At 66.0% G+C, this 21012-nt stretch carries 11 protein-coding genes; 7 read left to right on the forward strand and 4 right to left on the reverse strand.

Annotated elements, in window-relative coordinates; all coding sequences use genetic code 11:
* Nucleotides 1-200: 200 nt before the first annotated feature.
* Nucleotides 201-13148, reverse strand: coding sequence for a non-ribosomal peptide synthetase (locus IAE36_RS21895; RefSeq protein ID WP_201214711.1), 12948 nt, complete (start codon nucleotides 13146-13148; stop codon nucleotides 201-203).
* Nucleotides 13149-13450: 302 nt separating this feature from the next.
* On the opposite strand from IAE36_RS21895, the gene IAE36_RS21900 reads away from it, so the two are divergent.
* Complete coding sequence (locus IAE36_RS21900) at nucleotides 13451-13981, forward strand: RNA polymerase factor sigma-70 (RefSeq protein WP_028632181.1); 531 nt, start codon at nucleotides 13451-13453, stop codon at nucleotides 13979-13981.
* 40 nt (nucleotides 13982-14021) lie between these two features.
* Here the strand turns inward: IAE36_RS21900 and IAE36_RS21905 are convergent, their stop codons facing one another.
* Together IAE36_RS21905 and IAE36_RS21910 are read right to left on the reverse strand one after the other, a co-directional pair.
* A complete protein-coding gene (locus IAE36_RS21905; RefSeq protein WP_201214713.1) occupies nucleotides 14022-15032 on the reverse strand; it encodes a GNAT family N-acetyltransferase in 1011 nt (336 codons plus the stop codon).
* A gap of 64 nt (nucleotides 15033-15096) precedes the next feature.
* Nucleotides 15097-15897: a substrate-binding periplasmic protein gene (locus tag IAE36_RS21910; protein ID WP_201214715.1), complete on the reverse strand. Its 801-nt coding sequence runs from the start codon at nucleotides 15895-15897 to the stop codon at nucleotides 15097-15099.
* Nucleotides 15898-16068: 171 nt separating this feature from the next.
* On the opposite strand from IAE36_RS21910, the gene IAE36_RS21915 reads away from it, so the two are divergent.
* On the forward strand, nucleotides 16069-16614 hold the full coding sequence (locus IAE36_RS21915; protein WP_201214718.1) for an exonuclease domain-containing protein: 546 nt from the start codon (nucleotides 16069-16071) through the stop codon (nucleotides 16612-16614).
* A gap of 91 nt (nucleotides 16615-16705) precedes the next feature.
* The gene (gene ppnP, locus IAE36_RS21920) at nucleotides 16706-16990 is read left to right on the forward strand and encodes a pyrimidine/purine nucleoside phosphorylase (RefSeq protein WP_028632177.1); all 285 of its coding nucleotides are present in this window, start codon (nucleotides 16706-16708) and stop codon (nucleotides 16988-16990) included.
* A gap of 54 nt (nucleotides 16991-17044) precedes the next feature.
* Here ppnP and IAE36_RS21925 read toward each other — a convergent pair whose 3' ends face one another.
* A complete protein-coding gene (locus IAE36_RS21925) occupies nucleotides 17045-17740 on the reverse strand; it encodes an alpha/beta family hydrolase (RefSeq protein ID WP_236409187.1) in 696 nt (231 codons plus the stop codon).
* A gap of 49 nt (nucleotides 17741-17789) precedes the next feature.
* Here IAE36_RS21925 and ccoN point away from each other — a divergent pair, with 49 nt between their 5' ends.
* The 4 genes from ccoN to ccoP are packed head-to-tail and all read left to right on the forward strand — an operon-like array spanning nucleotide 17790 to nucleotide 20971.
* On the forward strand, nucleotides 17790-19214 hold the full coding sequence (ccoN, locus tag IAE36_RS21930; RefSeq protein WP_028632175.1) for a cytochrome-c oxidase, cbb3-type subunit I: 1425 nt from the start codon (nucleotides 17790-17792) through the stop codon (nucleotides 19212-19214).
* Nucleotides 19215-19227: 13 nt separating this feature from the next.
* Complete coding sequence (gene ccoO, locus IAE36_RS21935; protein ID WP_028632174.1) at nucleotides 19228-19836, forward strand: cytochrome-c oxidase, cbb3-type subunit II; 609 nt, start codon at nucleotides 19228-19230, stop codon at nucleotides 19834-19836.
* Nucleotides 19837-19841: 5 nt separating this feature from the next.
* Nucleotides 19842-20045: a cbb3-type cytochrome oxidase subunit 3 gene (locus IAE36_RS21940; protein ID WP_060483568.1), complete on the forward strand. Its 204-nt coding sequence runs from the start codon at nucleotides 19842-19844 to the stop codon at nucleotides 20043-20045.
* Complete coding sequence (gene ccoP, locus IAE36_RS21945) at nucleotides 20042-20971, forward strand: cytochrome-c oxidase, cbb3-type subunit III (RefSeq protein WP_201214722.1); 930 nt, start codon at nucleotides 20042-20044, stop codon at nucleotides 20969-20971. Before IAE36_RS21940 ends, ccoP begins: the two co-directional genes overlap by 4 nt.
* Nucleotides 20972-21012: the final 41 nt, after the last annotated feature.

The following is a 21012-nucleotide window of genomic DNA, read 5'->3' on the forward strand; positions in this document are numbered from 1 at the left end:
CGTTTTTTTCGGGCCAATTAGGCCTGCGCCATTTGCGCGCGGACGCCTTGGGGTACGACGCGATGTCGCGTGGAACAAACCAGGCGGCGGCGCTCGATTTCATAGGCGCTGCACCTGTAACGGCGAACACCTCGCAACCCTCACCCGATTCGATGCCGAGCGTGAAGCCATCACGTCGCGCATCGCAAACAACCTCCCCCCTACAACCCCTCCAACTCCGCCATCAAATCACTCAGCCGATCAACCTTGTCCTCATCCAGCGCACTGCCCTGCAGCCCCTCCACATACACCGCCAGTTCCTCCACCGTGCTGCACTCGAACATCGCCCGTAGCGGCACGTTCAGTTGCAACTGCTTCTGCACCCGGGAGGCGATCTGCGTGGCCAGCAGGGAATGCCCGCCCAGCTCGAAGAAGTTGTCGTGCACACCCACCCGTTCGGCCTTGAGTACGTCGGCCCAGATGCCGGCCAGGGTCTCCTCCAGCGCGGTACGGGGTGGCTGGTAGGCCTGGCTGTGCTGGCCGCCGATTTCGATGGCTGGCAGGGCCTTGCGGTCCAGTTTGCCGTTGGCGTTGTGCGGCAGGCTATCGAACCAAGCCCAGTGCAACGGCACCATGTATTCCGGCAGCTCCGCGCGCAGCCGTTGCTTGATCTGCTCCAGCAGTGCGCCATCCCCGGCCACACCCTGATGGGCCACCAGGTAGCCCACCAGATGCTTGCCGTTAACGCCCTCCTGCACCGCCACCGCTGCATCACGCAGGGGTGATTGTTCGTGCAGGCGCGCTTCGATTTCGCCCAGTTCGATGCGGTAACCGCGGATCTTCACCTGATGGTCGATACGCCCAACGTACTCCAGCACCCCGTCTACACGCCGCCGCGCCAGGTCACCGGTGCGGTACAGCCGCTCACCCGGTGCCCCGTAGGGGTGCGGGATGAAGGCCAGGGCCGTGCGCACCGGATCGCTGACGTAACCACGCCCCACACCGGTGCCGGCTACGCACAGTTCCCCCACCGCCCCCAGTGGCACCAGGGTCTGTTCGTCGCCCAACAAGTACAGCCGGTTGTTGTCAGTCGGCGTGCCGATAGGCAGGTAGGTGCCGCGGGTAGATGCGGCATCGACGCGGAAGAACGCCACGTCATCCGAACACTCAGCAGGGCCGTAGGCATTGACCAGCCCGATATGCGGGTAACGTTGCAGCCACTGCGCGGCCAGCTCCGGCGGCATGGCCTCGCCCGTCGGCAGCATCCAGCGCAGGCCGTCCAGGGCCTGGTGTTCGTTCGCCAGCATGCCCTGGATCAGCGAAGGCACGCTCTCCAGCACCGTAATGCCGGTGGCTTGCACATGGGCCAAAAGACCCTGGGGATCATGGGCAATGGCATTGGGCACGATCTGCACCGTGGCACCGAACAACGGGGCAGCGAGGAACTGCCACACCGAAATATCGAAGCTTTGCGACGCCGTCTGGGCGATCACGTCCCGCTGGCTCAGCTCAAGGTAAGGCACTTTGCTCAGCTGGTTGTTGAGCATGCCGCGCTGCTCCACCATCACACCCTTCGGCAGCCCGGTGGAGCCTGAGGTGTAGATGACGTAGGCCAGGTTATCCGGCCCGCTGTAGATACCCGGGTTATGGCTGGCTACCTGGCTGGCCTGGATGTCCTCCCACACCAGCAACTGCACCTGCCCTTGCAGGCCGCCCAGCAATTGCCGGGCCTGCTCGGCACAGCCCGCTGTGCACACCAGCACCGGCGTGCTGCTGAGCGCGATGATGCCTTGCAGGCGTGCGCTTGGCAGGCCCGGGTCGAGCGGCAGGTAACCGGCACCCGCCTTGAAGCTGCCGACGATCATGCCCAGCAGCGGCAACCCGCGCTCGGCCAGCAGGGCCACCGGCTGGTCCAGCTTCACCCCGGCTGCCACCAGGGCGTGGCCCAGGCGGTTGGCCGCCAGGTTGAGCCCGGCGTAGTCGTAGGAGGCCTCTTGGCAGCGGGCCACGGTACGCTGCGGGTGTGCGGCCACCTGGGCCTCGAACTGCGCGATGTAGCTGTGCTCCAGCGGGTAGTGGTGCGCAGTGCGGTTGCAGTCGTCCAGCAGGTAGCGCTGCTCTTCGGCGCCCAGCAGCGGCAGCTCGCTCACCTCACCGTCGAAGCCTTGCACCAGCGCCAGCAACAGGCGCTTGAACTCGGCCAGCAGGCGCTCGACCGTTGGGTAGTCGAAATACCGCTGGTCGAACGACAGGTGCAGGCCCAGGTCGTCGCCCGGGTAGCACACCGCCGTCAGCGGGAAGTTGGTGTGGGTACGGCCCGAATCGGAGCTGGCATTCAGGTGCTGGGCGTGGTCGAGCACGGCAGTTTCCACCGGGGCGTTCTCGAACACGAACAGGCTGTCGAACAACGGCTGGCCCTTGGGCAGCTCGCTACATTCCTGGATCGCCACCAGCGGCAGGTACTCGTACTCGCGCAGCTCCATGTTGCTTTGCAGCAGGCCCTGCAACCACTGGCGCACACTGCAGCGCTCACCCGGGAGCGGCAGGCACACCCGCAGGGCGACGCTGTTGATGAACAGGCCGACGGTGCGTTGCATCTGCGGCATGCTCACCGGCCGACCGGCAACGGTCACCCCGAAGGCCACGTCGCGCTCGCCGCTGTAGCGCGCCAGCACCAGGGCCCAGGCCGCCTGGGCGAAGGTGTTGACGGTGAGCTGATGGGCCTGTGCCAGCTCACGCAGGCGCACACCCTCGCTGGCTTGCAGGCGGGTGTAGCAGTCACCGACCACCATGCCGCTGCCGGCGTGGTCATGGCGCAGCGGGCGGTCGCTGGGGATGGCGGTTGCGCGTTCAAAGCCGGCCAGGTTGGCCTGCCACCAGGTGCGGGCATCCTCCAGGCCCTGGCGTTGCAGCCAGCCAATGTAGTCGCGATAGCGCGGTGGCACCGGCAACTGCGCCGGGCGGCCTTCGCCCAGCGCCTGATAGACCTCGAAGAAGTCGTTCATCAACAGCGAGCGGCACCAGGCATCGATGAGGATGTGGTGGTTGCTCATCATGAACCAGTAGCGCTCGTCCGCCACGCGCACCAGGCGCAGATGGAACGGCGCCTCACGCAACAGTTCGAAGCCGGCTTCGCGCTCCTGCTTGTGCAGTGCCTGCAGGCGGGCTTCCTGGGCGGTGTCGTCAAGGCAGCGCCAGTCCTGGTAATCCACGGGCAGGTTGCCCGGTTTATGGATGATCTGCAGCATGGCCTCGCCGCTGTTCCAGCTGAACGAAGCACGCAGCGCTTCGTGGCGCGCCACCACCGCCTGCCAGGCCTGGGCGAACCGCTGCGGGTCCAGGGCGCTGTTGATGCGGTAGCGGTCCTGCATGTAGTAAAGGCCGGTGCCGGGCTCCAGCAGGGTGTGCAGCAGCATGCCTTCCTGCATTGGGGTCAGCGGGTAGACGTCCTCGATCTGCGCAGCCGGTACCGGCAAGGCGTCGATCTGCTCCTGGGTCAGGTGCGCCAGGGGGAAGTCCGACGGGGTGAAGCTGCCATTGCCATCGACCAGGCAGTGGGCCACCAGTGCCAGCAGCTCCTGCCGATAGGCTTCGGCCAGGCGGGCGATGGTTGCCGGGTCATAGCGTTCGGCACTGAACGTCCAGCGCAGTTGCAGGGCGCCGCCGTACACCTGCCCGTCCACGCTCAGCCAGTTGGGCAGTGGCGCATCCGGGTCATGGGCCTGGCCGGCCGGTGCCTGCAGTGGCTCGAACAGCGCCGCGCCGTCGAACTGCTGGTCGAACTGCCCCAGGTAATTGAAGGTGATCCGCGCCTGCGGCAAGGCCGCCATCTGTTCACGGCCGGTTTCGTCGCCCAGGTAACGCAGCACACCGTAGCCCAGGCCCTTGTGCGGCACCTGGCGCAGTTGCTCCTTGATACGTTTGATAGAACCGGCGCGCGCAGCGTCGTCATCACCCGCCAACGGGCGCAGGCTCAGCGGGTAGGCGTTGGTGAACCAGCCGACGCTGCGGGTCAGGTCCATGTCTTCGAACAGCCCATCACGGCCATGGCCTTCGAGCTGCACCAGCACTTCCTGGTCGCCGCTCCAGCCGCACAGGGCCCGCGCCAGTGCCGTCAGCAGCAGGTCGTTGACCTGGGTGTGGTAGGCAGCCGGCGCTTGCTGCAACAGTTGCCGGGTCTGTTCCACGTCAAGGCCGATGGCCAGGGTGTGGGCGTGGCGGTGCAGGTTGCCGCCCTGGGGGTGGTCGCAGGGCAGTTCGCGGCGCACGCCACCCAGTTGGCCTTGCCACCAGCCCAGCTCGTCGCGCAGCGAATCGCTGCCAGCGTAATTCGCCAGGCGTGCCGCCCAGTCGCCCTGGGTGTGGGTCTTGGCCGGCAGCAACTGGCTGCGGTAAAGCGCCTGCAGGTCTTCGAGCACTACCCGCCACGACACACCGTCGACCACCAGGTGGTGGATGGCCAGCAACAAGCGCTGAGCGCCCTGCCCGTCGCTGACCAGCAAGGCGCGCAGCAGTGGCCCGCGCTCCAGGTGCAGGCTGCGCTGCACGTCGGTGTACAGCGCCTGGCAGTCGGCAAAATCAGCGACCGTGGCGGTCCACAGCAGTTGCTCGGCAGCAGGCGGGGCATACTCGGCCTGCACGCGGCCATGGGCCTGGACGAAGCGCAGGCGCAGGCTGTCGTGGTGCTGCACCAGGGCTTCCAGGGCCTGCCCCAGCACTGTTTCATCCAGCGGCTGACGCGCCTGCAGCAAGACGGCCTGGTTCCAGTGCTGCGGCTGCGGCACATCGCTGTCGAAGAACCAGTGCTGGATGGGCGTGAGGCCGGTCTGGCCCGTGCGCTGGCCCTGCTCGATGGCGCTGGCCGTGTCGCTGCGCTGCACCACGGCGGCCAAGGTCTGGATGGTCTGGTGCTGGAACAGGTCACGCGGGCTGAACTGCAAACCGGCCTGACGGGCGCGGCTGACCACCTGGATCGACAGGATCGAGTCGCCACCCAGCTCGAAGAAGTTGTCGTTCACGCCCACCTGGGCAAGGTTGAGCACATCACCCCACACCTGCGCCAGCTGCGCTTCCACTTCGTTACCCGGGGCCTGGTAGTGCTGGCGGGCCTGCTCCAGGTCCGGCAGGGGCAAGGCGCGGCGGTCGAGCTTGCCGTTACCCATCAGCGGCAGGCTGCCGAGCAGCACCAGGTGCGCCGGGACCATATAGTCGGGCAGGTGCTGGCGGGCATCGGCCTTCACCGCCTCGCGCAGCCGGGCCTGGGCCTCGCTGGCGGCGCTTGCCTGCTGGCACACCAGGTAGCCAACCAGTTGCCGGCCACCCGGCAAGTCCAGTGCCAGCACCACGGCCTCTTCCACATCGGCATGGGCCTGCAGGCGGCTCTCGATTTCACCCAGTTCGATACGGAAACCACGAATCTTCACCTGCTGGTCGGCACGGCCAACGTACTCCACCAGGCCATCCACGCCCAGGCGCACCAGGTCGCCCGTACGGTACAGGCGGCCACCTTCCGTGCTGAACGGGTCGGCGACAAAGCGCTCGGCGCTCAGGCCCGGGCGGTCGTGATAACCCTGGGCCAGGCCCGCCCCGCCCACATACAACTCGCCTATGCCGCCTTGCGGCAACAGGGCCAGGTCTTCGTCCAGGATGTAGGCGGTACGGTTACCGATGACGCGCCCGATCGGTACGCTGCCCAGGTCTGCCCCCAGCACCTCGGGCGCCAGGCAGGCCAGTGGCATGACCACAGTTTCGGTGGGGCCGTAGGCGTTGAAGCACTGCTGCGGCGCGAAGGCCTGGCGGATGCGCTGCAGGTGCTCGCTGGTCAGCGCTTCACCCCCGGTGATCACCAGCCGTACCGGCAGTTGCTCGCCCTGCGCACCCAGGTATTGGGCCAGCTGGCTGCCGTAGCTGGGGGTAAAGCCAAGAATGCTCACCTGCTGCTCGCGCACCAGCTGGCAGATCTCCTGCGCGCCCCACTGCCCCTGGGCCCGCAGGACCACACGGGCCCCACACAGCAGTGGCACCCACAGGCGCTCGCTGGCCGCATCGAAGTTGATCGAATAGAAGTGCAGTTCGCAGTCATCACTGCGCATGCCGAACGCGGCGATCACCGCCTGGCAGTGCATGGCGAACTCGCCGTGGCTGACCACTACGCCCTTGGGCTTGCCGGTGGAACCGGAGGTGTAGATCAGGTAGGCCTGGTGCTGCGGCAGGCTGACGTTATCCAGCGGCGCATCGCTGAAGGCAGCCAGGCTGGCGGCATCGTCCTCGAGGCACCAGCGGGCGACGCCCTCCGGCAGGTCGCCCAGTGTGGCCAACAACGCCCGCTGGCTCAGCAGCAGGCCGATGCGGCTGTCCTCGATCATGTAGCGCAGGCGGTCGAGCGGGTACTCCGGGTCGAGGGGTACGTAGGCGCCGCCGGCCTTGAGGATGGCCAACAGGCCAATGACCATTTCCAGCGAACGCTCCAGGGCCAGGCCCACACGTACTTGCGGCCCCACGCCGCGCTCGCGCAGGGCGCGGGCCAGGCGGTTGGCACGCTGGTCGAGTTCGGCATAGCTCAGGTGCTGGCCGGCAAAGGTCAGGGCACCCGCCTGGGGCGTGCGCGCAGCCTGGGCGGCAAACAGGCCGTGCAGGGTCTGGCCCAGGTCGAAGCCCTGCTCGGCCTGCAACTGCCCGGTGAGCGCCTGTTGCTCGGCGCCGGTCAGCATCGGCAATTGGCACAGGCGTTGTTGCGGGTCGTCGAGCAGGCCCACCAGCAACTGCTGCCAGTGCTCGGCCATGCGCGCAATGCGCGGCTCATCGAACAGGTCGCGGCTGTAGGTGAGGCAGCAGCCCAGGCGGCCGTCGAGGTCGGTGACCTCCAGGTACAGGTCGAACTTGGTGGCACTGGCGTCGTTGACCAGGTAGTCCACTTGCATGCCCGCCAAGGTGCGGCTTTGCTGGAAGGCCCAGCGCTGCACGTTGCACATGACCTGGAACAGCGGGTTGTAGGCGCTGCTGCGGGGCGGCTGCAAGGCCTCCACCAACTGGTCGAACGGCAGGTCCTGGTGCGACTGGCCCTCGATGGCAGCCTGGCGCACCTGCTCCAGCAGCGCACTGGCAGTCATCTGGCCATGCAGCTGGCAGCGCAGCACCTGGGTGTTGAGGAAGGCCCCGATCAGGCCTTCGCTTTCCGGGCGGATGCGGTTGGCCACCGGGGCACCGATGCGCAGGTCACGCTGGCCGCTGTAGCGGTGCAACAGGGCCGCCAGGGTGGCGGTCATGGTCATGAACAGGGTCAGGCCGCGCTGGGCATTGAAGGCATGCACGCGGCTTACCAGGGCAGGCGCCAGCTCGAAACGGTACAGCGCGCCCCGGTGGCTTTGCACGGCGGGCCGTGGGCGGTCGGCGGGCAGTGCCAGCACAGGGTGCTCGGCGCCCAGGCGCTGTTGCCAATAGGCGAGCTGACGGGCGCCCTCGCCGCTGTCCAGCCACTGGCGCTGCCACACGCTGTAGTCCAGGTACTGCACGGGCAGCGGTGCCAGTGGCGAGTCGCGGTCATCGACAAAGGCCTCGTACAGCTCGCCCAGCTCGCGGGCGAAGATGTCCATGGCCCAGCCTTCGGTGACGATGTGGTGCAGGGTGAGCACGAAGAAATGCTCGCGCTCACCGGCTTTCACCAGGCAGGCGCGCAGTAGCGGGCCGCGCTCCAGGTCGAACGGCTGGTGGGCCTGGTCATCCGCCAGTTGCTGCAGGCGTTGCTGGCGGGTCTCGGCGGGCAAGGCGCTGAGGTCCTGCCAGTGCAGCTGCAGACGGGTGTCTGCCGCCACGCATTGGTAGGGCACGCCATCAATGCTGGGGAAGGTGGTGCGCAAGGTTTCGTGGCGCACCAGCAGCGCCTGAAGCGCCCGTTCGAAAGCATCCACATGCAAGGTGCCGCGCAGGCGGGCCATGCCGCCGACGTTGTAGGCCGGGCTGCCCGGCTCCATCTGCCAGAGGAACCACATGCGCTGCTGGGAATATGACAGCGGCACGGCCTGGCGGCGGTCCACACGGGCGATTTGCCCTTGCAGGTTGCGTTCACCGGCTGCCTGGATGCGCGCGATTTCGGCGCAGAACGCCCCCAGTTCGCTGGCGTCGAACAACGCCTTGAGCGGCAGTTCCACATCGCAGGCCTGGCGCGTGCGCGACACGATCTGGGTGGCCAGCAGCGAGTGCCCGCCGAGGGCGAAGAAGTCGTCCTGCAGGCCAACGCGCGGCAGGTTCAGCACCTCGCGCCAGATGGCGGCGACTGTTTGCTGCAGCGCCGTCTGCGGCTCGACGTGTTCGCGCTGCTGCCACACCGGGGCCGGCAACGCCTTGCGGTCGACCTTGCCGCTAGGGCCCACGGGCATCTGCGCCAGGGGCACGAGCTGCGCCGGCACCATATAGGCGGGCAGTTGCGCTGCCAGCACGTTCAACAGGTCGGCTGGCTGCGCACTGCCGCTGTAGTAGCCCACCAATTGCGCGCCTACGGCGTCCTGGTGAATGAGCACCAAGGCCTGCTCGACGCCGGCCTGCGCCAGCAGGCACGCCTGCACTTCCTCAGGCTCCACGCGGAAACCCCGCACCTTTACCTGGTGGTCCAGGCGGCCGAGGTATTCCAGCGCTTCGAGCTGCGGCTGCCAGCGGGCGCGGTCACCGCTGCGGTACAGCCGCTCGCCATGGCCATCGGGCTGGGGCACGAAGCGCTCGGCGGTCAGGCCTGGGCGGTTCAGGTAGCCACGGGCCAGGCCCGCGCCACCGAGGTACAGCTCACCCGGCACGCCGGGGGCGGTCAGTTCGAGTTCGTCGTCCAGTACCCGGCACAGCACATTGCCCAGCGGGCGACCGATGGGCGAGCGCTCGCCATCGGCCACCTGGCAGTGCCAGTGGGTGACGTTGATGGCGGTTTCGGTCGGGCCGTAGCGGTTGTGCAGTTGCACCTGCGGCAGCACCTGCAGCACGCGGTCACGCAATGCGGCGGGCAAGGCTTCACCACCGGAGAACACCCGGCGCAGGCTGGTGCAGCCGGCCGCCTGGGGCTCCTGGGCAAATACCTGCAGCAGGGGCGGTACGAAGTGCAGCGTGGTCACAGCATGGGCCTGGACCAGGGCAGCGATGCGCTGCGGGTCGCGGTGCTCACCGGGGCCGGCGAGCACCAGCCGGCAACCGGTGACCAGCGGCCAGAAGCACTCCCACACCGACACGTCGAAGCTGATCGGTGCTTTTTGCAGGAGCACGTCGCTGTCGTCCAGGCCGTAGGTAGCCTGCATCCACTGCAGCCGCTCGGCCAGCGCGCCATGGGTATTGCCCACGCCTTTGGGCTGGCCGGTGGAGCCGGAGGTGTAGATCACATAGGCCAGGTTGTCGGCTTCCAGGTGCAGGCCCGGGGCCTGGCTGGGCCAACTGTCGAGGTGCAGTTGATCAAGGGCGATCACACTCACGCCGTCGACCTGCGGCAGGTTGTGCAGTGTATTGCTGTGGCTGAGCAGCAGGCTGGCCTGGCAATCCCTGAGCATGTAGGCCAGGCGTTCGGCCGGGTAGTCCACATCCAGCGGCACGTAGGCACCACCGGCCTTGATAATGGCCAGCAGGCCCGCCATCAACTGCGGCGAGCGCTCCACGGCAATGGCCACGCACGTATCGGGGCCCACACCCTTGTCGCGCAGGTAATGGGCCAGGCGGTTGGCCTGCTGGTGCAGTTCGGCATAGCCGAGGCTGCCGCCCTCCCAGGCCAGCGCCACGCGCTGCGGGTGAAGCCGGGCCTGCTCGTTGAGCTGCTCCACCAGCAGGCGCTGGGGCGCAGGTGTCGGGGCCCGGCCCCAGCCCAGCAACTGCGCACGGGCCGCTTCGCTCAACAGCTGCACGTCGCCCACCGGGCGTTGCGGGTTGGCGCACACCTGCTCGAACAGGGCCAGCAAATGCTCGGCCAAACGCTGGACAGTGCTGGCCTCGAACAGCTCACTGGCATAGTCGAACGCCAGGCTCAGGCGGCCCTGGTGGTCTTCCTCGCTGTGCAGCTGCAGGTCGAACTTGGCTTCACGGCTGTGCCAGGGCAGTTCCTCGGCCAGCAGCCCGGGCAGGCGGCGCAAGGCCGACAGGTCGCGTTGCTGGTGGTTGAACATGACCTGGAACAGGCCCTGCTCGCGGGCATCGGGCAACGCCTCCAGCAGCTGTTCGAACGGCAGGTCCTGGTTGGCCTGGGCCTCGACGCTGGCCTGGCACACCTGGGCCAGCAACTGGGTGAACGGCAACCGCCCATCGACGTGCGCACGCAGTACCTGGGTGTTGATGAAGAACCCCACCAACCCCTGGGTTTCCAGGCGCGGGCGGTTGGCGTTGGGGATGCCCACGCGGATGTCAGCCTGGCCGCTGTAGCGGTACAGCAACGCCTGCCAGCCCGCGAGCAGCACCATGAACAGGCTGGCCTGCTGCTCACCGGCCAGGCGCTTGAGGGCTTCGGTGAGGCGTGTGGGCACCTTGACCTGCAAACGCGCGGCAAGGTGCTCACGCTGGCGGCTGCGGGGGTGATCGGTGCACAGGTCCAGCGCGGGCAATTCGCCTGCCAGGTGCGCCTGCCAGTACGCCAGCTGGCGCTCGGCCACACCGCTGGCCAGCCATGCTCGCTGCCAGGTGCCGTAGTCGGCATAGCCCAGGGTCAGCGGCGCCAGCTTGGCCTCCAGGCCCTGGCAACCGGCCGCGTACAAGCGGGCCAGTTCGTCCAGCAGAATGTTCAGCGACCAGCCGTCGGCGACGATGTGGTGCAGGGTTACCCAGAGCTGGTGGTGTTCATCGTCCAGACGCGCCAGGGTGACGCGCAGCAGCGGGCCCTGGGTCAGGTCGAACGGCTGGCGGGCCTCGGCTTCACGCTGCAGGGCGACCTGATCGCCAGGCAGCCCATCAAGGTCAAGGTGCTGCAGGGCCAGCGGCTGGGCGGGCAGGATGTGCTGCAGCGGCTGGCCGCCTGCCTCGCTGAATACCGTACGCAGGGACTCGTGGCGTTCCACCAGCGCCTGCAGTGCAGCCTGCAGTGCGTGCTCATCGAGTTCGCCCCGCAGCACCAGCCCGGCCGGAATATTGTAGGCCGCCGACTGGGGTTGCAGTTGCCACAGCAGCCACAGGCGGTTCTGGGCCAGCGACTGGGGCAGCGGTTGTTCACGCTGCACTGTGCCGATGGCAGCCGCCTGGGGCAGCCCTTGCGCGACAATGGCTGCCACTGCGCGGGTGTAATCGGCCAGCACCGGCGCCTCGAACAGGGTACGAAGACTCAGGTCGATGCCCAGCTCGTCGGCCAGCCGTGCAGTGGCCTGGGTGGCGGCGATGGAATTGCCGCCCAGCAACAGGAAGTGGTCGTCGGCGGCCGCCGTCTCGACGTTGAGAACATCCCGCCATACCTGGGCGATACGCGCTTGCAGGGCATCGCCGCTCAGGGCTCGGGCGGCCTCTGGACGCTGCTGCGGGAAGCGGGCGTAGCAATCCAGGCTGCCCTCTTCCATGCGCAGGCGGCAGGCGGAGCGTTGCAGCTTGCCACTGGAGGTCTTGGGCAGCGCCCCGGGGTTCAGCAGCAGCACCACGGCAGGTGCCTGACGGCAGGCATCGGCGATCACCTGGCGCAGGGTGGTGATCAGCGCCTGGGGGTCTATCGCCTTCTGCACATTGCGGCTGACCTCCACCGCCACACCAATGCCCTCTTCGCCCTGGTGCTCAACGCCGAACACTGCCACCCGGCCTTTGCGCAGCCCCTGAACCTCCTGTTCCAGGGTTTTTTCCAGGTCTTGCGGGTACAGGTTCTGACCGCGCACGATCAGCATGTCCTTCAGGCGGCCGGTCACGAACACCTCACCGTCACGCATGAAACCCAGGTCGCCGGTACGCAGCCAGCGCTGGCCGCCCTGCTCGACGAAGGTGCGGGCAGTCGCCTCAGGGTTGCGCCAGTACCCCAGGGCGATACTCGGCCCTGCCGCCCAGATTTCACCCACCTGGTTGTCGGCCAGTACCTGCAGGTGCTGGGGCTCGACAATGCGCACGGCATGCCCGGGCTGCGGCCAGCCGCAACTCATCAGCACGCTGCCTTCGCCAGGCTCGGCGCGGTGTTCGGCGAAGGCCTGGGCGTCCAGTTCCAGCGCCGCGATGCCTTGGCCACGGCGGCTGCCGCTGACGAACAGGGTGGCTTCGGCCAGGCCATAGCTGGCAAAGAAGCTTTGCGGGTCGAAACCACAGGCCTGGAACCGCTCGGCGAAGGTGGCCAGGCTGTCCTGGCGGATCGGTTCGGAACCCGAATACGCCACGCGCCAGCGGCTGAGGTCGAGCCCTTCGAGGGCGCTTTCGCTGACCCGCTCGCTGCACAACCGGTAGGCGAAGTCGGGGCCCCCGCTGATGGTGCCGCCGTATTCGCTGATTGCCTGTAGCCAGCGCAGGGGGCGTGCCAGGAAGTAGCCCGGCGACATCAGTACACACGGCACGCCGCTGAAAATCGGCTGCAGCAGCCCGCCAATCAGGCCCATGTCGTGGTAAAGCGGCAACCAGCTGACGATCACATCATCGGGGTTGAGGTCGATGCCGAAACCACCGCGGATCAGTTGTTCGTTGGCCACCAGGTTGCCGTGGCTGACCTGGACGCCCTTGGGCAGCGCCGTGGAGCCGGAGGTGTACTGCAGGAAGGCGATGTCGTCGGCCTTGAGCGCGGGTTCGCGCCACGCATCCGCCAGTGCCAGGTCAAGGCCATCGACGGCCAGCAGCTCAGGGGCATCGGCGGCTGAAAGCGCCTCCAGGCCCTGCAGGCTGCCGTGCAAGGCATCGACGGTCAGCAGCAGGCGCGGCTGTGCGTCGGCGATGATCGACAGCAACCGCTGCTGGTGGTGCTGGCGGGCCGATTCTGGCGGGTAGGCGGGCACGGCGATGATGCCGGCGTACAGGCAGCCGAAGAACGCCGCAACGTAGTCTGGCCCGCTGGGGAACAGCAATACCGCGCGCTCGCCATGGCCGGCCCGGGCCTGCAGGGCGGCAGCGATGGCACGGGCGCGCTGGTCGAGGTCCCGGTAACTGAGCACGGCCTGCTCGCCCGGCGTGTCGGCCAGAAAGCGCAAGGCGACTTGGTCCGGGCTGAGCGCGGCACGCTGCGTCAGGGCCTGGACCAGCGTGAGCGGGAGTTCGAAGGCATGCGTCATGGGGTGTTCCTGCCGGTGTCTGGGTGGGCGGGCCGGTTGCACCGCCACCAGGGCGGGCAGCATGGGCGGCCGGGGATGTACACAGGGGAACGGATAGCCAGGGGCAGAAATTAGCGTGTGTTGCCCTGTACGCGGGCCCGAGGAGCGCCCCTCAGGCAGGGCCTGGCTTAGAACTGAAAAATACAGATACTAATTTCGTTTCGTATTTGACAATCATTATCATTCTGAATAGCTTGTCGCACGTCTTAGGACGCATCTGAAGTTTCAGTGCGCCCTTTCCCTTCTGTGACAAGGTGATTTCCATGGCGGAACAACTATCCACAAGTAAGTGCGATTCACCATTACTCCAGGCCTTCGTCGACAACCGCAACATCCTGCTGAAGATTGCTGCACGCATCACCGGCTGTCGTTCACGCGCCGAAGACGTGGTACAGGACGCGTTTTTCAGGCTTGGCAGCGCGCCGCAGATCACCTCCTCGTTCAAGGCGCAGCTCAGCTACCTGTTCCAGATCGTGCGCAACCTGGCCATTGACCATTACCGCAAGCAGGCAATGGAGCTGAGGTATTCCGGTAGCGAGGAAGAGGGCCTGAACGTGGTCATCCAGAATGCCTCGCCCGAAGCCACCCATATCAACCGGGCAGCGCTCGACGACATCGCCCAGGCCTTGAACGAGCTGCCACAACGCACCCGCTATGCGTTCGAGATGTACCGCCTGCACGGTGTGCCGCAGAAGGACATTGCCAAGGAGCTGGGCGTCTCCCCTACCCTGGTCAATTTCATGATTCGCGACGCGTTGGTGCATTGCCGTAAAACGGCCAGCCGGCAAGGTTGAACGGGCGCCGCGCAGCGCATCGCGCTGCGCGCCCGCTCACTCAAACCAGGTCACAACGCTCAAAAAAACGCTCCCGCCCCAGAATCATCAGCGCGGCGCGCTTGTGCGGGAAGTCGAATTCCTTGTCGCAGTGGAAGCACTGGTCATGCATGTAGCCAATCATCCTGGCATTGTCGGCACGCGGCTCGGCCACTACCCGCTGGGTGCGGGGGTCGTCCAGGAACAGGTAGTGCACCAGCGCCGATAGCCAGCTGGCGACCTTGTGCGGGCCGCGGTGGCGCTGTTCGCCCACCAGCATGTGGATGCCGCGGTCGTAGTCATCGGCCGGGTAGAACGGCGCGATGCGGTCTTCCTTGGCCCAATAGGCTTCGAAGTAAGCGAACGGCTCGTCGTCGAAGCAGCCGATCAGCGTCAGGGTATGCGGGTCGGCGTCCAGCTTGCCCAGGTATTCGCGGTGCTGCGCCAGCGTGCCGCCTTCCTGCCAGAACGCCTCTACCCGCGGGTCGTTCTGCCAGCGGTTGAAGCGCTCCAGGTCGTGCTCGATTTCCAGGGTACGCAACGACACCCAACTGCCCAGCCGCGCATCGAAGCGCCGGTACACTTCCCCCCGCGGCTTTGGCGCACGCTGGGGGTGGCGCTTGCCATCGGTGATGCGCATCTGCTGCGGGTACACCGGTGCCACCGACTCGCCCAGCCATGGCTGCGGCAATTGCCAGAACATCCCGCGCTCGCACACATAGTGGCCCGGCTGCTCTTGGCGCAACAGGCCGCTGGCGAGGGCCTGCACGGGCAATTCGGGGATCCGCCAGGCCAGCCGCTGGCAAGCCGGGTTGCGTGACAGCAACCAGTAGCATGCGGCCCACAGCGCCTGGTAGGGCCGCTCGTTGCATGCGTGTTCCAGCTGAACGGCAAATGGCTCACCAGGCTGCACACGCAACTGAATCAATGGCCGCCCTTGTAGAGACAGGCTCAACCGGTTATCCCCCTCCTGGCCATCAAGGCTGCGCCAACGGGGGGGTGACAAGGGCTGCGAAGTGGCATCGAAAGGCATGGGCGTAGCTCGCTGAAGTGGAAAAGTGGGCTCACAGTCCAGAACGAGGGCGCCAAGGCCGAATTTAGTGCAGTTCGGGCGTGAGCTGTATGCCGTAGGGCTCGAAGATGCGGCCCAGTTGGCCATTGTCCCGCAGCACCTGCAGCAGCCCGGCAAACGATTGCGCCGGTATCGGCGCGCCGGGGCGCAGCAGCGCATAGTGGTGGTACAGCTGGTCGATGCGCTGCGAAGGCAGCAGTTGCGCGCGGCTGGCGGGGTTGCGGGCGATGAAGTCGTTGAAGAACGAGCGGGTCACCAGGGCAATGTCGGCCCGCCCCGCCTGCACCATCAGCAGGTTGCTGTCATGGGAGTAGGTGAGCGTGGCATTGAACGCATTGCGCAGGTAGCCGGGGTCGGGGTTGAACCCGGCGAATGCGTAGTGGTAGCCGTTGAACAAGGCCAGGCGTTTGCCCCGCAGGTCGTCGAAATAGCCAGGGCTTTGTGCGTTGCTGGTGCGGGCAACGAACACCTCCGCGTCTTCCAGGCCCATGTCCACGGCCTGGTGCGGCACCTGTGCCCAGCCCCATTGCGGGTTTTCAAAAATGGCCATGTCGGTGCGGCCCTGCTTGAGGTCGCTGAAGCGGCGTTGCACGGAGGTGGGCACCAGCACGAACCGATAGCCCGGCTGCAGGCGGTTGAGGGCATCGATCAGTTGCACCAGCAGGCCGGCGCCAGCGCCCTGCTCGGGGCGCACGGTATAAGGGGGAAAGTGCGCAGCCCCGACCCTGACCTCGACCTGCTCGGCAGCCCATGCCGGTGCCGCCAGCCAGATCGCGGCAAACAGCAGCAAGGTCGACAGGGCCTTAAGGCCGGGCGCTGGAGTCAAGACGGACACTCATCACGTTGGATGCCTGGGTATGCCTAAGCTAGGCGCTTTCCAGGGGCGGCACAACTGCCGAAACCTGACCTTTATGCCAAAGCAGGCGGCAAAATGCCAGGGGGTGCCTGAACGCCGGACTTTGGCTACGCTCTAGCAGGATCTGCAAGGGAGCCTGGTATGGGCCATTGGTTGGTGATCGACCTGGAAGCGACGACAGACGACGGCGGCTGGCCAGTCGCAGACATGGAAGTGATTGAAATCGGCGCAAGCCTGGTGACCCGTGAAGGCCGTGAAGTGGACCACTTCCAGCGCTTCGTGCGGCCCCGGCGCAGGCCGCAGCTGACACCGTTCTGCCGGCAACTGACCCACATCAGCCAGGCCAACGTGGACACGGCCGCACCGTTCGCCGAGGTATGGGCAAGCTTCGAGCGCTGGCTGGGGCATCACCGCGAGCAATTGCAGGCGTGGGTGAGCTGGGGTGACTACGACCGCCAGCAACTGGCCCAGGAGTGGCAGCAGCACGGCCTCGACAGCCTGTTGCGCGCCCTGCCGCACATCAACCTCAAGCAGCGCTTTGCCAAGGCCCGCCACCTGCAACGGCCCACGGGGCTCAACAGCGCGTTGCAGATGGCTGGCATGCACTTTTGCGGGCAGCAGCATCGGGCCCTGGAAGATGCGCGCAACACCGCGCGGCTGCTGCCGTTGAGCCTGCCAGCCGGTTGACCCGCGCTGCCGTTCAAAGCAGATGACGGGGCCTTTGGCCTTGGGCATACTGGCCAGCCTTTTTGCCCTCTTCTTTTTTCTGGAGTCGCCCATGTTCAAGGTCAACGAGTACTTCAACGGCACCGTCAAGTCGATCGCCTTCACGGGCGAGGAAGGCCCGGCCACCGTTGGGGTGATGGCGGCAGGCGAATACGAATTCGGTACGGCCAAGCGCGAAATCATGCACGTGGTGTCGGGCGCACTCACGGTCAAGCTGCCAGGCAGTGACAGCTGGGAAACCTTCAAGGCGGGCGACAAGTTCAATGTGCCGGCAGACAGCAAGTTCCAGTTGAAGGTAGCGGTAGATACCGCTTACCTGTGTGAATACCGCGACTGATCCAGCGCGTTCGCGGGGGCCTGCTGCGCAGGCCATCGCGACCTCCGGTCGCCCCTACGGGCGGATCAGGAATTCTGCGGTTAGCCGGGCGGCCGCCTGCAGGTGCTGGTCGTGGCTGAAACCTGAGGCGCGCAGGGGTTTCAGGTCGTGATCGGCAGCGGTCAGCCAGCTGACCTCGATGGCGGGCGATAACCTGTAACCGGCCACCGCCTCCCGGTTACCCAGCGCGTCCCGCTCGCCCTGCACGATCAGGGTCGGCGTCTTCAATGCGGCCAGGTGCTCCACCCGCGGCTTCTCCGGTTTACCCGCCGCATAGAACGGGTAACCCAGGCACACCAACCCATCTGCACCCAGTTCATCGGCCACCAGGCTGGCCATGCGCCCGCCCATGGACTTGCCGCCAATGGCCAATGTGCCTGTGACTAATGGTCGCACCTGCGCATACACCTCACGCCAGCAATCAAGCAATACCTCTTGCGGGTTAGGCGGGCGCTTGCTGCCGCCCTGGCGCCGCTGCGCCATGTAGGGGAACTCGAAGCGCACTATCGCTACCCCAAGCGCCGCAAGCCTTTGCGCCATTTCGTCCATGAACCCGCTGTCCATCGGTGCGCCTGCACCGTGGGCCAGGATCAGGCAAGCCCGGTACCTGCCCCTGCCCTGCAGCTGTGCAGGATCGCAGCGCAAGCCTGGGACATTTCCGACCTTCGCCCATTGATCCCCGTCAATGCAGGCATTTTGCCCATTAATCATGCTTGCCTCGCTGTATAGCCTGCCAATAACCGTGGATGGGAACCCATACATGAACACAACCAGCAGTACCGCCTATAACTACAAGGTGGTCCGCCAATTCGCCATCATGACGGTGGTTTGGGGAATCGTCGGGATGGGGCTCGGCGTCTTCATCGCCGCCCAGCTCGCCTGGCCTTTCTTCAACTTCGACCTCCCCTGGACCAGCTTCGGCCGCCTGCGCCCACTGCATACCAATGCGGTGATCTTCGCCTTCGGTGGCTGCGCCCTGTTCGCTACGTCGTATTATTCGGTGCAACGCACCTGCCAGACCACCCTGTTTTCACCGCGACTGGCGGCGTTCACGTTCTGGGGCTGGCAGCTGGTGATCCTGCTGGCGGCCATCAGCCTGCCGCTGGGCTACACCAGTTCCAAGGAATACGCTGAACTGGAATGGCCGATCGACATCCTGATCACCATTGTCTGGGTTGCCTACGCCATCGTGTTCTTCGGCACGCTGATGAAACGCACCACCAAGCACATCTACGTGGGCAACTGGTTCTTCGGTGCCTTCATTCTCACCGTTGCCATTCTGCACATCGTCAACAACCTGGAACTGCCGGTCAGCCTGACCAAGTCCTACTCGGTGTATGCCGGGGCCACCGATGCCATGGTGCAGTGGTGGTACGGCCATAACGCGGTGGGCTTCTTCCTGACCGCAGGCTTCCTGGGCATGATGTACTACTACGTGCCCAAGCAGGCCGAGCGCCCGGTGTATTCCTACCGCTTGTCCATCGTGCACTTCTGGGCACTGATCACCCTGTACATCTGGGCCGGCCCACACCACCTGCACTACACCGCCCTGCCCGACTGGGCACAGTCGCTGGGCATGGTGATGTCGCTGATCCTGCTGGCACCCAGCTGGGGTGGCATGATCAACGGCATGATGACCCTGTCGGGCGCCTGGCACAAACTGCGCAGCGACCCGATCCTGCGCTTCCTGGTGGTGTCGCTGGCGTTCTACGGCATGTCCACCTTCGAAGGCCCGATGATGGCCATCAAGACGGTCAACGCCCTGTCCCACTACACCGACTGGACCATCGGCCACGTACACGCCGGCGCCCTCGGCTGGGTAGCGATGATCTCCATCGGCGCGATGTACCACACCATCCCGAAAGTGTTCGGCAAAGAGCGCATGTACAGCATCGGCCTGATCAACGCGCACTTCTGGCTGGCCACCATCGGCACCGTGCTCTACATCGCCTCGATGTGGGTCAACGGCATCGCCCAGGGCCTGATGTGGCGCGCAGTCAACAGCGACGGCACGCTCACCTACTCGTTCGTGGAAACCCTGGTGGCCAGCCACCCAGGCTTCATCGTGCGCTTCGTCGGTGGTGCGATCTTCCTCAGCGGCATGTTCCTGATGGCCTGGAACACCTGGCGTACCGTGCGTTCGCCGGCGCTGGATACCGCCCCTGCGAATGCCCAGCTGGCTTGAGGAGACCTGCCTGATGAAACATGAAGTCATCGAGAAAAACGTTGGCCTGCTGGCCCTGCTGATGGTGTTCGCCGTCAGTATCGGCGGCCTTACCCAGATCGTCCCGCTGTTCTTCCAGGACGTCACCAACAAGCCGGTGGAAGGCATGAAGCCCTACACCGCCCTGCAGCTCGAAGGCCGCGACATCTACATCCGCGAGGGCTGTGTTGGTTGCCACTCGCAGATGATCCGCCCGTTCCGCGCCGAAACCGAACGCTATGGCCATTACTCGGTAGCCGGTGAAAGCGTCTGGGACCACCCGTTCCTGTGGGGCTCCAAGCGTACCGGGCCGGACCTGGCCCGCGTGGGCGGCCGCTACTCGGACGACTGGCACCGGGCGCACCTGTACAACCCGCGCAACGTGGTGCCGGAATCGAAGATGCCAGCCTACCCGTGGCTGGTTGCCCAGCAGGTCGACAACAGCCACACCGATACCAAGATGCGCACCCTGCGCACCCTCGGCGTGCCCTACACCGACGACGACATTGCCGGCGCCCGCGAAGCGGTCAAGGGCAAGACCGAGATGGACGCCCTGGTCGCCTACCTGCAGGTGCTCGGCACCGCGATCAAGAACAAGAGGTAAGTGCGATGGAAATGGATATCGGCATGATCCGTGGCCTGGGCACCCTGGTGGTGATGATCGCCTTCATCGGCCTGAGCCTGTGGGTGTTCAACCGCAACCGCGACCGTGACTTCGCCGAGGCGCGCCTGCTGCCCTTCGTCGATGACGGCGTGCCTGCGGGCAGCCAGGAACCTGCAAAACGTGCAGCTGTGAGGAGCAAAGCGCAATGACCGCCTTCTGGAGTACCTATATCAGCGTACTGACCATCGGCAGCCTGATCGGCCTGACCTGGCTGCTGCTCGGGACCCGCAAGGGCCAGAGCAGCGAGACCACCGACCAGACCATGGGGCACAGCTTCGATGGCATCGAGGAATACGACAACCCGCTGCCCAAATGGTGGTTCTGGCTGTTCGTCGGCACCTTGGTGTTCGGCGCCGGCTACCTGGTGCTGTACCCGGGCCTGGGCAACTGGAAAGGCATCCTGCCTGGCTATGAAGATGGCTGGACCGGTGTGAACGAGTGGCAGAAGGAGATGGACAAGGCTGACGCCAAGTTCGGCCCGATCTTCGCCAAGTATGCCGCCATGCCCGTGGAGGAAGTGGCCAAGGACCCGCAGGCACGGAAAATGGGCAGCCGCCTGTTCGCCTCCAACTGCTCGGTGTGCCATGGCTCCGACGCCAAGGGTGCCTATGGCTTCCCCAACCTGACCGACAAGGACTGGCGCTGGGGCGGCGAGCCGGAAACCATCAAGGCGTCGATCATGAATGGCCGCCACGGCGTAATGCCGGCCTGGGCTGAAGTGATCGGTGAGCAGGGCGTGGCGGATGTGGCTGCGTTCGTGCTGACCAACCTCGATGGCCGCAGCCTGCCGGAAGGCGTCAAGGCCGACGCTGCCAAGGGTAAGGAAATCTTTGCCGGCAACTGCGTGGCCTGCCACGGGCCTGAAGGCAAGGGCACCCCTGCCATGGGCGCGCCAGACCTGACCCACCCACAGGCGTTCATCTACGGTTCTAGCTTCGCCCAGTTGCAGCAGACCATCCGCTACGGCCGCCAAGGCCAGATGCCAGCCCAGGCGGACATCCAGGGCAACGACAAGGTGCACCTGTTGGCCGCCTACGTCTACAGCCTGTCCCAAGGCGAAACCGCCGCCCAGTAACCCTCCCCCTCGCTCCGCCGGCCCCCGCCTCGGCCGGCAGG

Origin of the sequence: Pseudomonas sp. S36 (assembly GCF_016647875.1) — a bacterium.
Classification (GTDB): Bacteria; Pseudomonadota; Gammaproteobacteria; order Pseudomonadales; family Pseudomonadaceae; genus Aquipseudomonas; species Aquipseudomonas parafulva.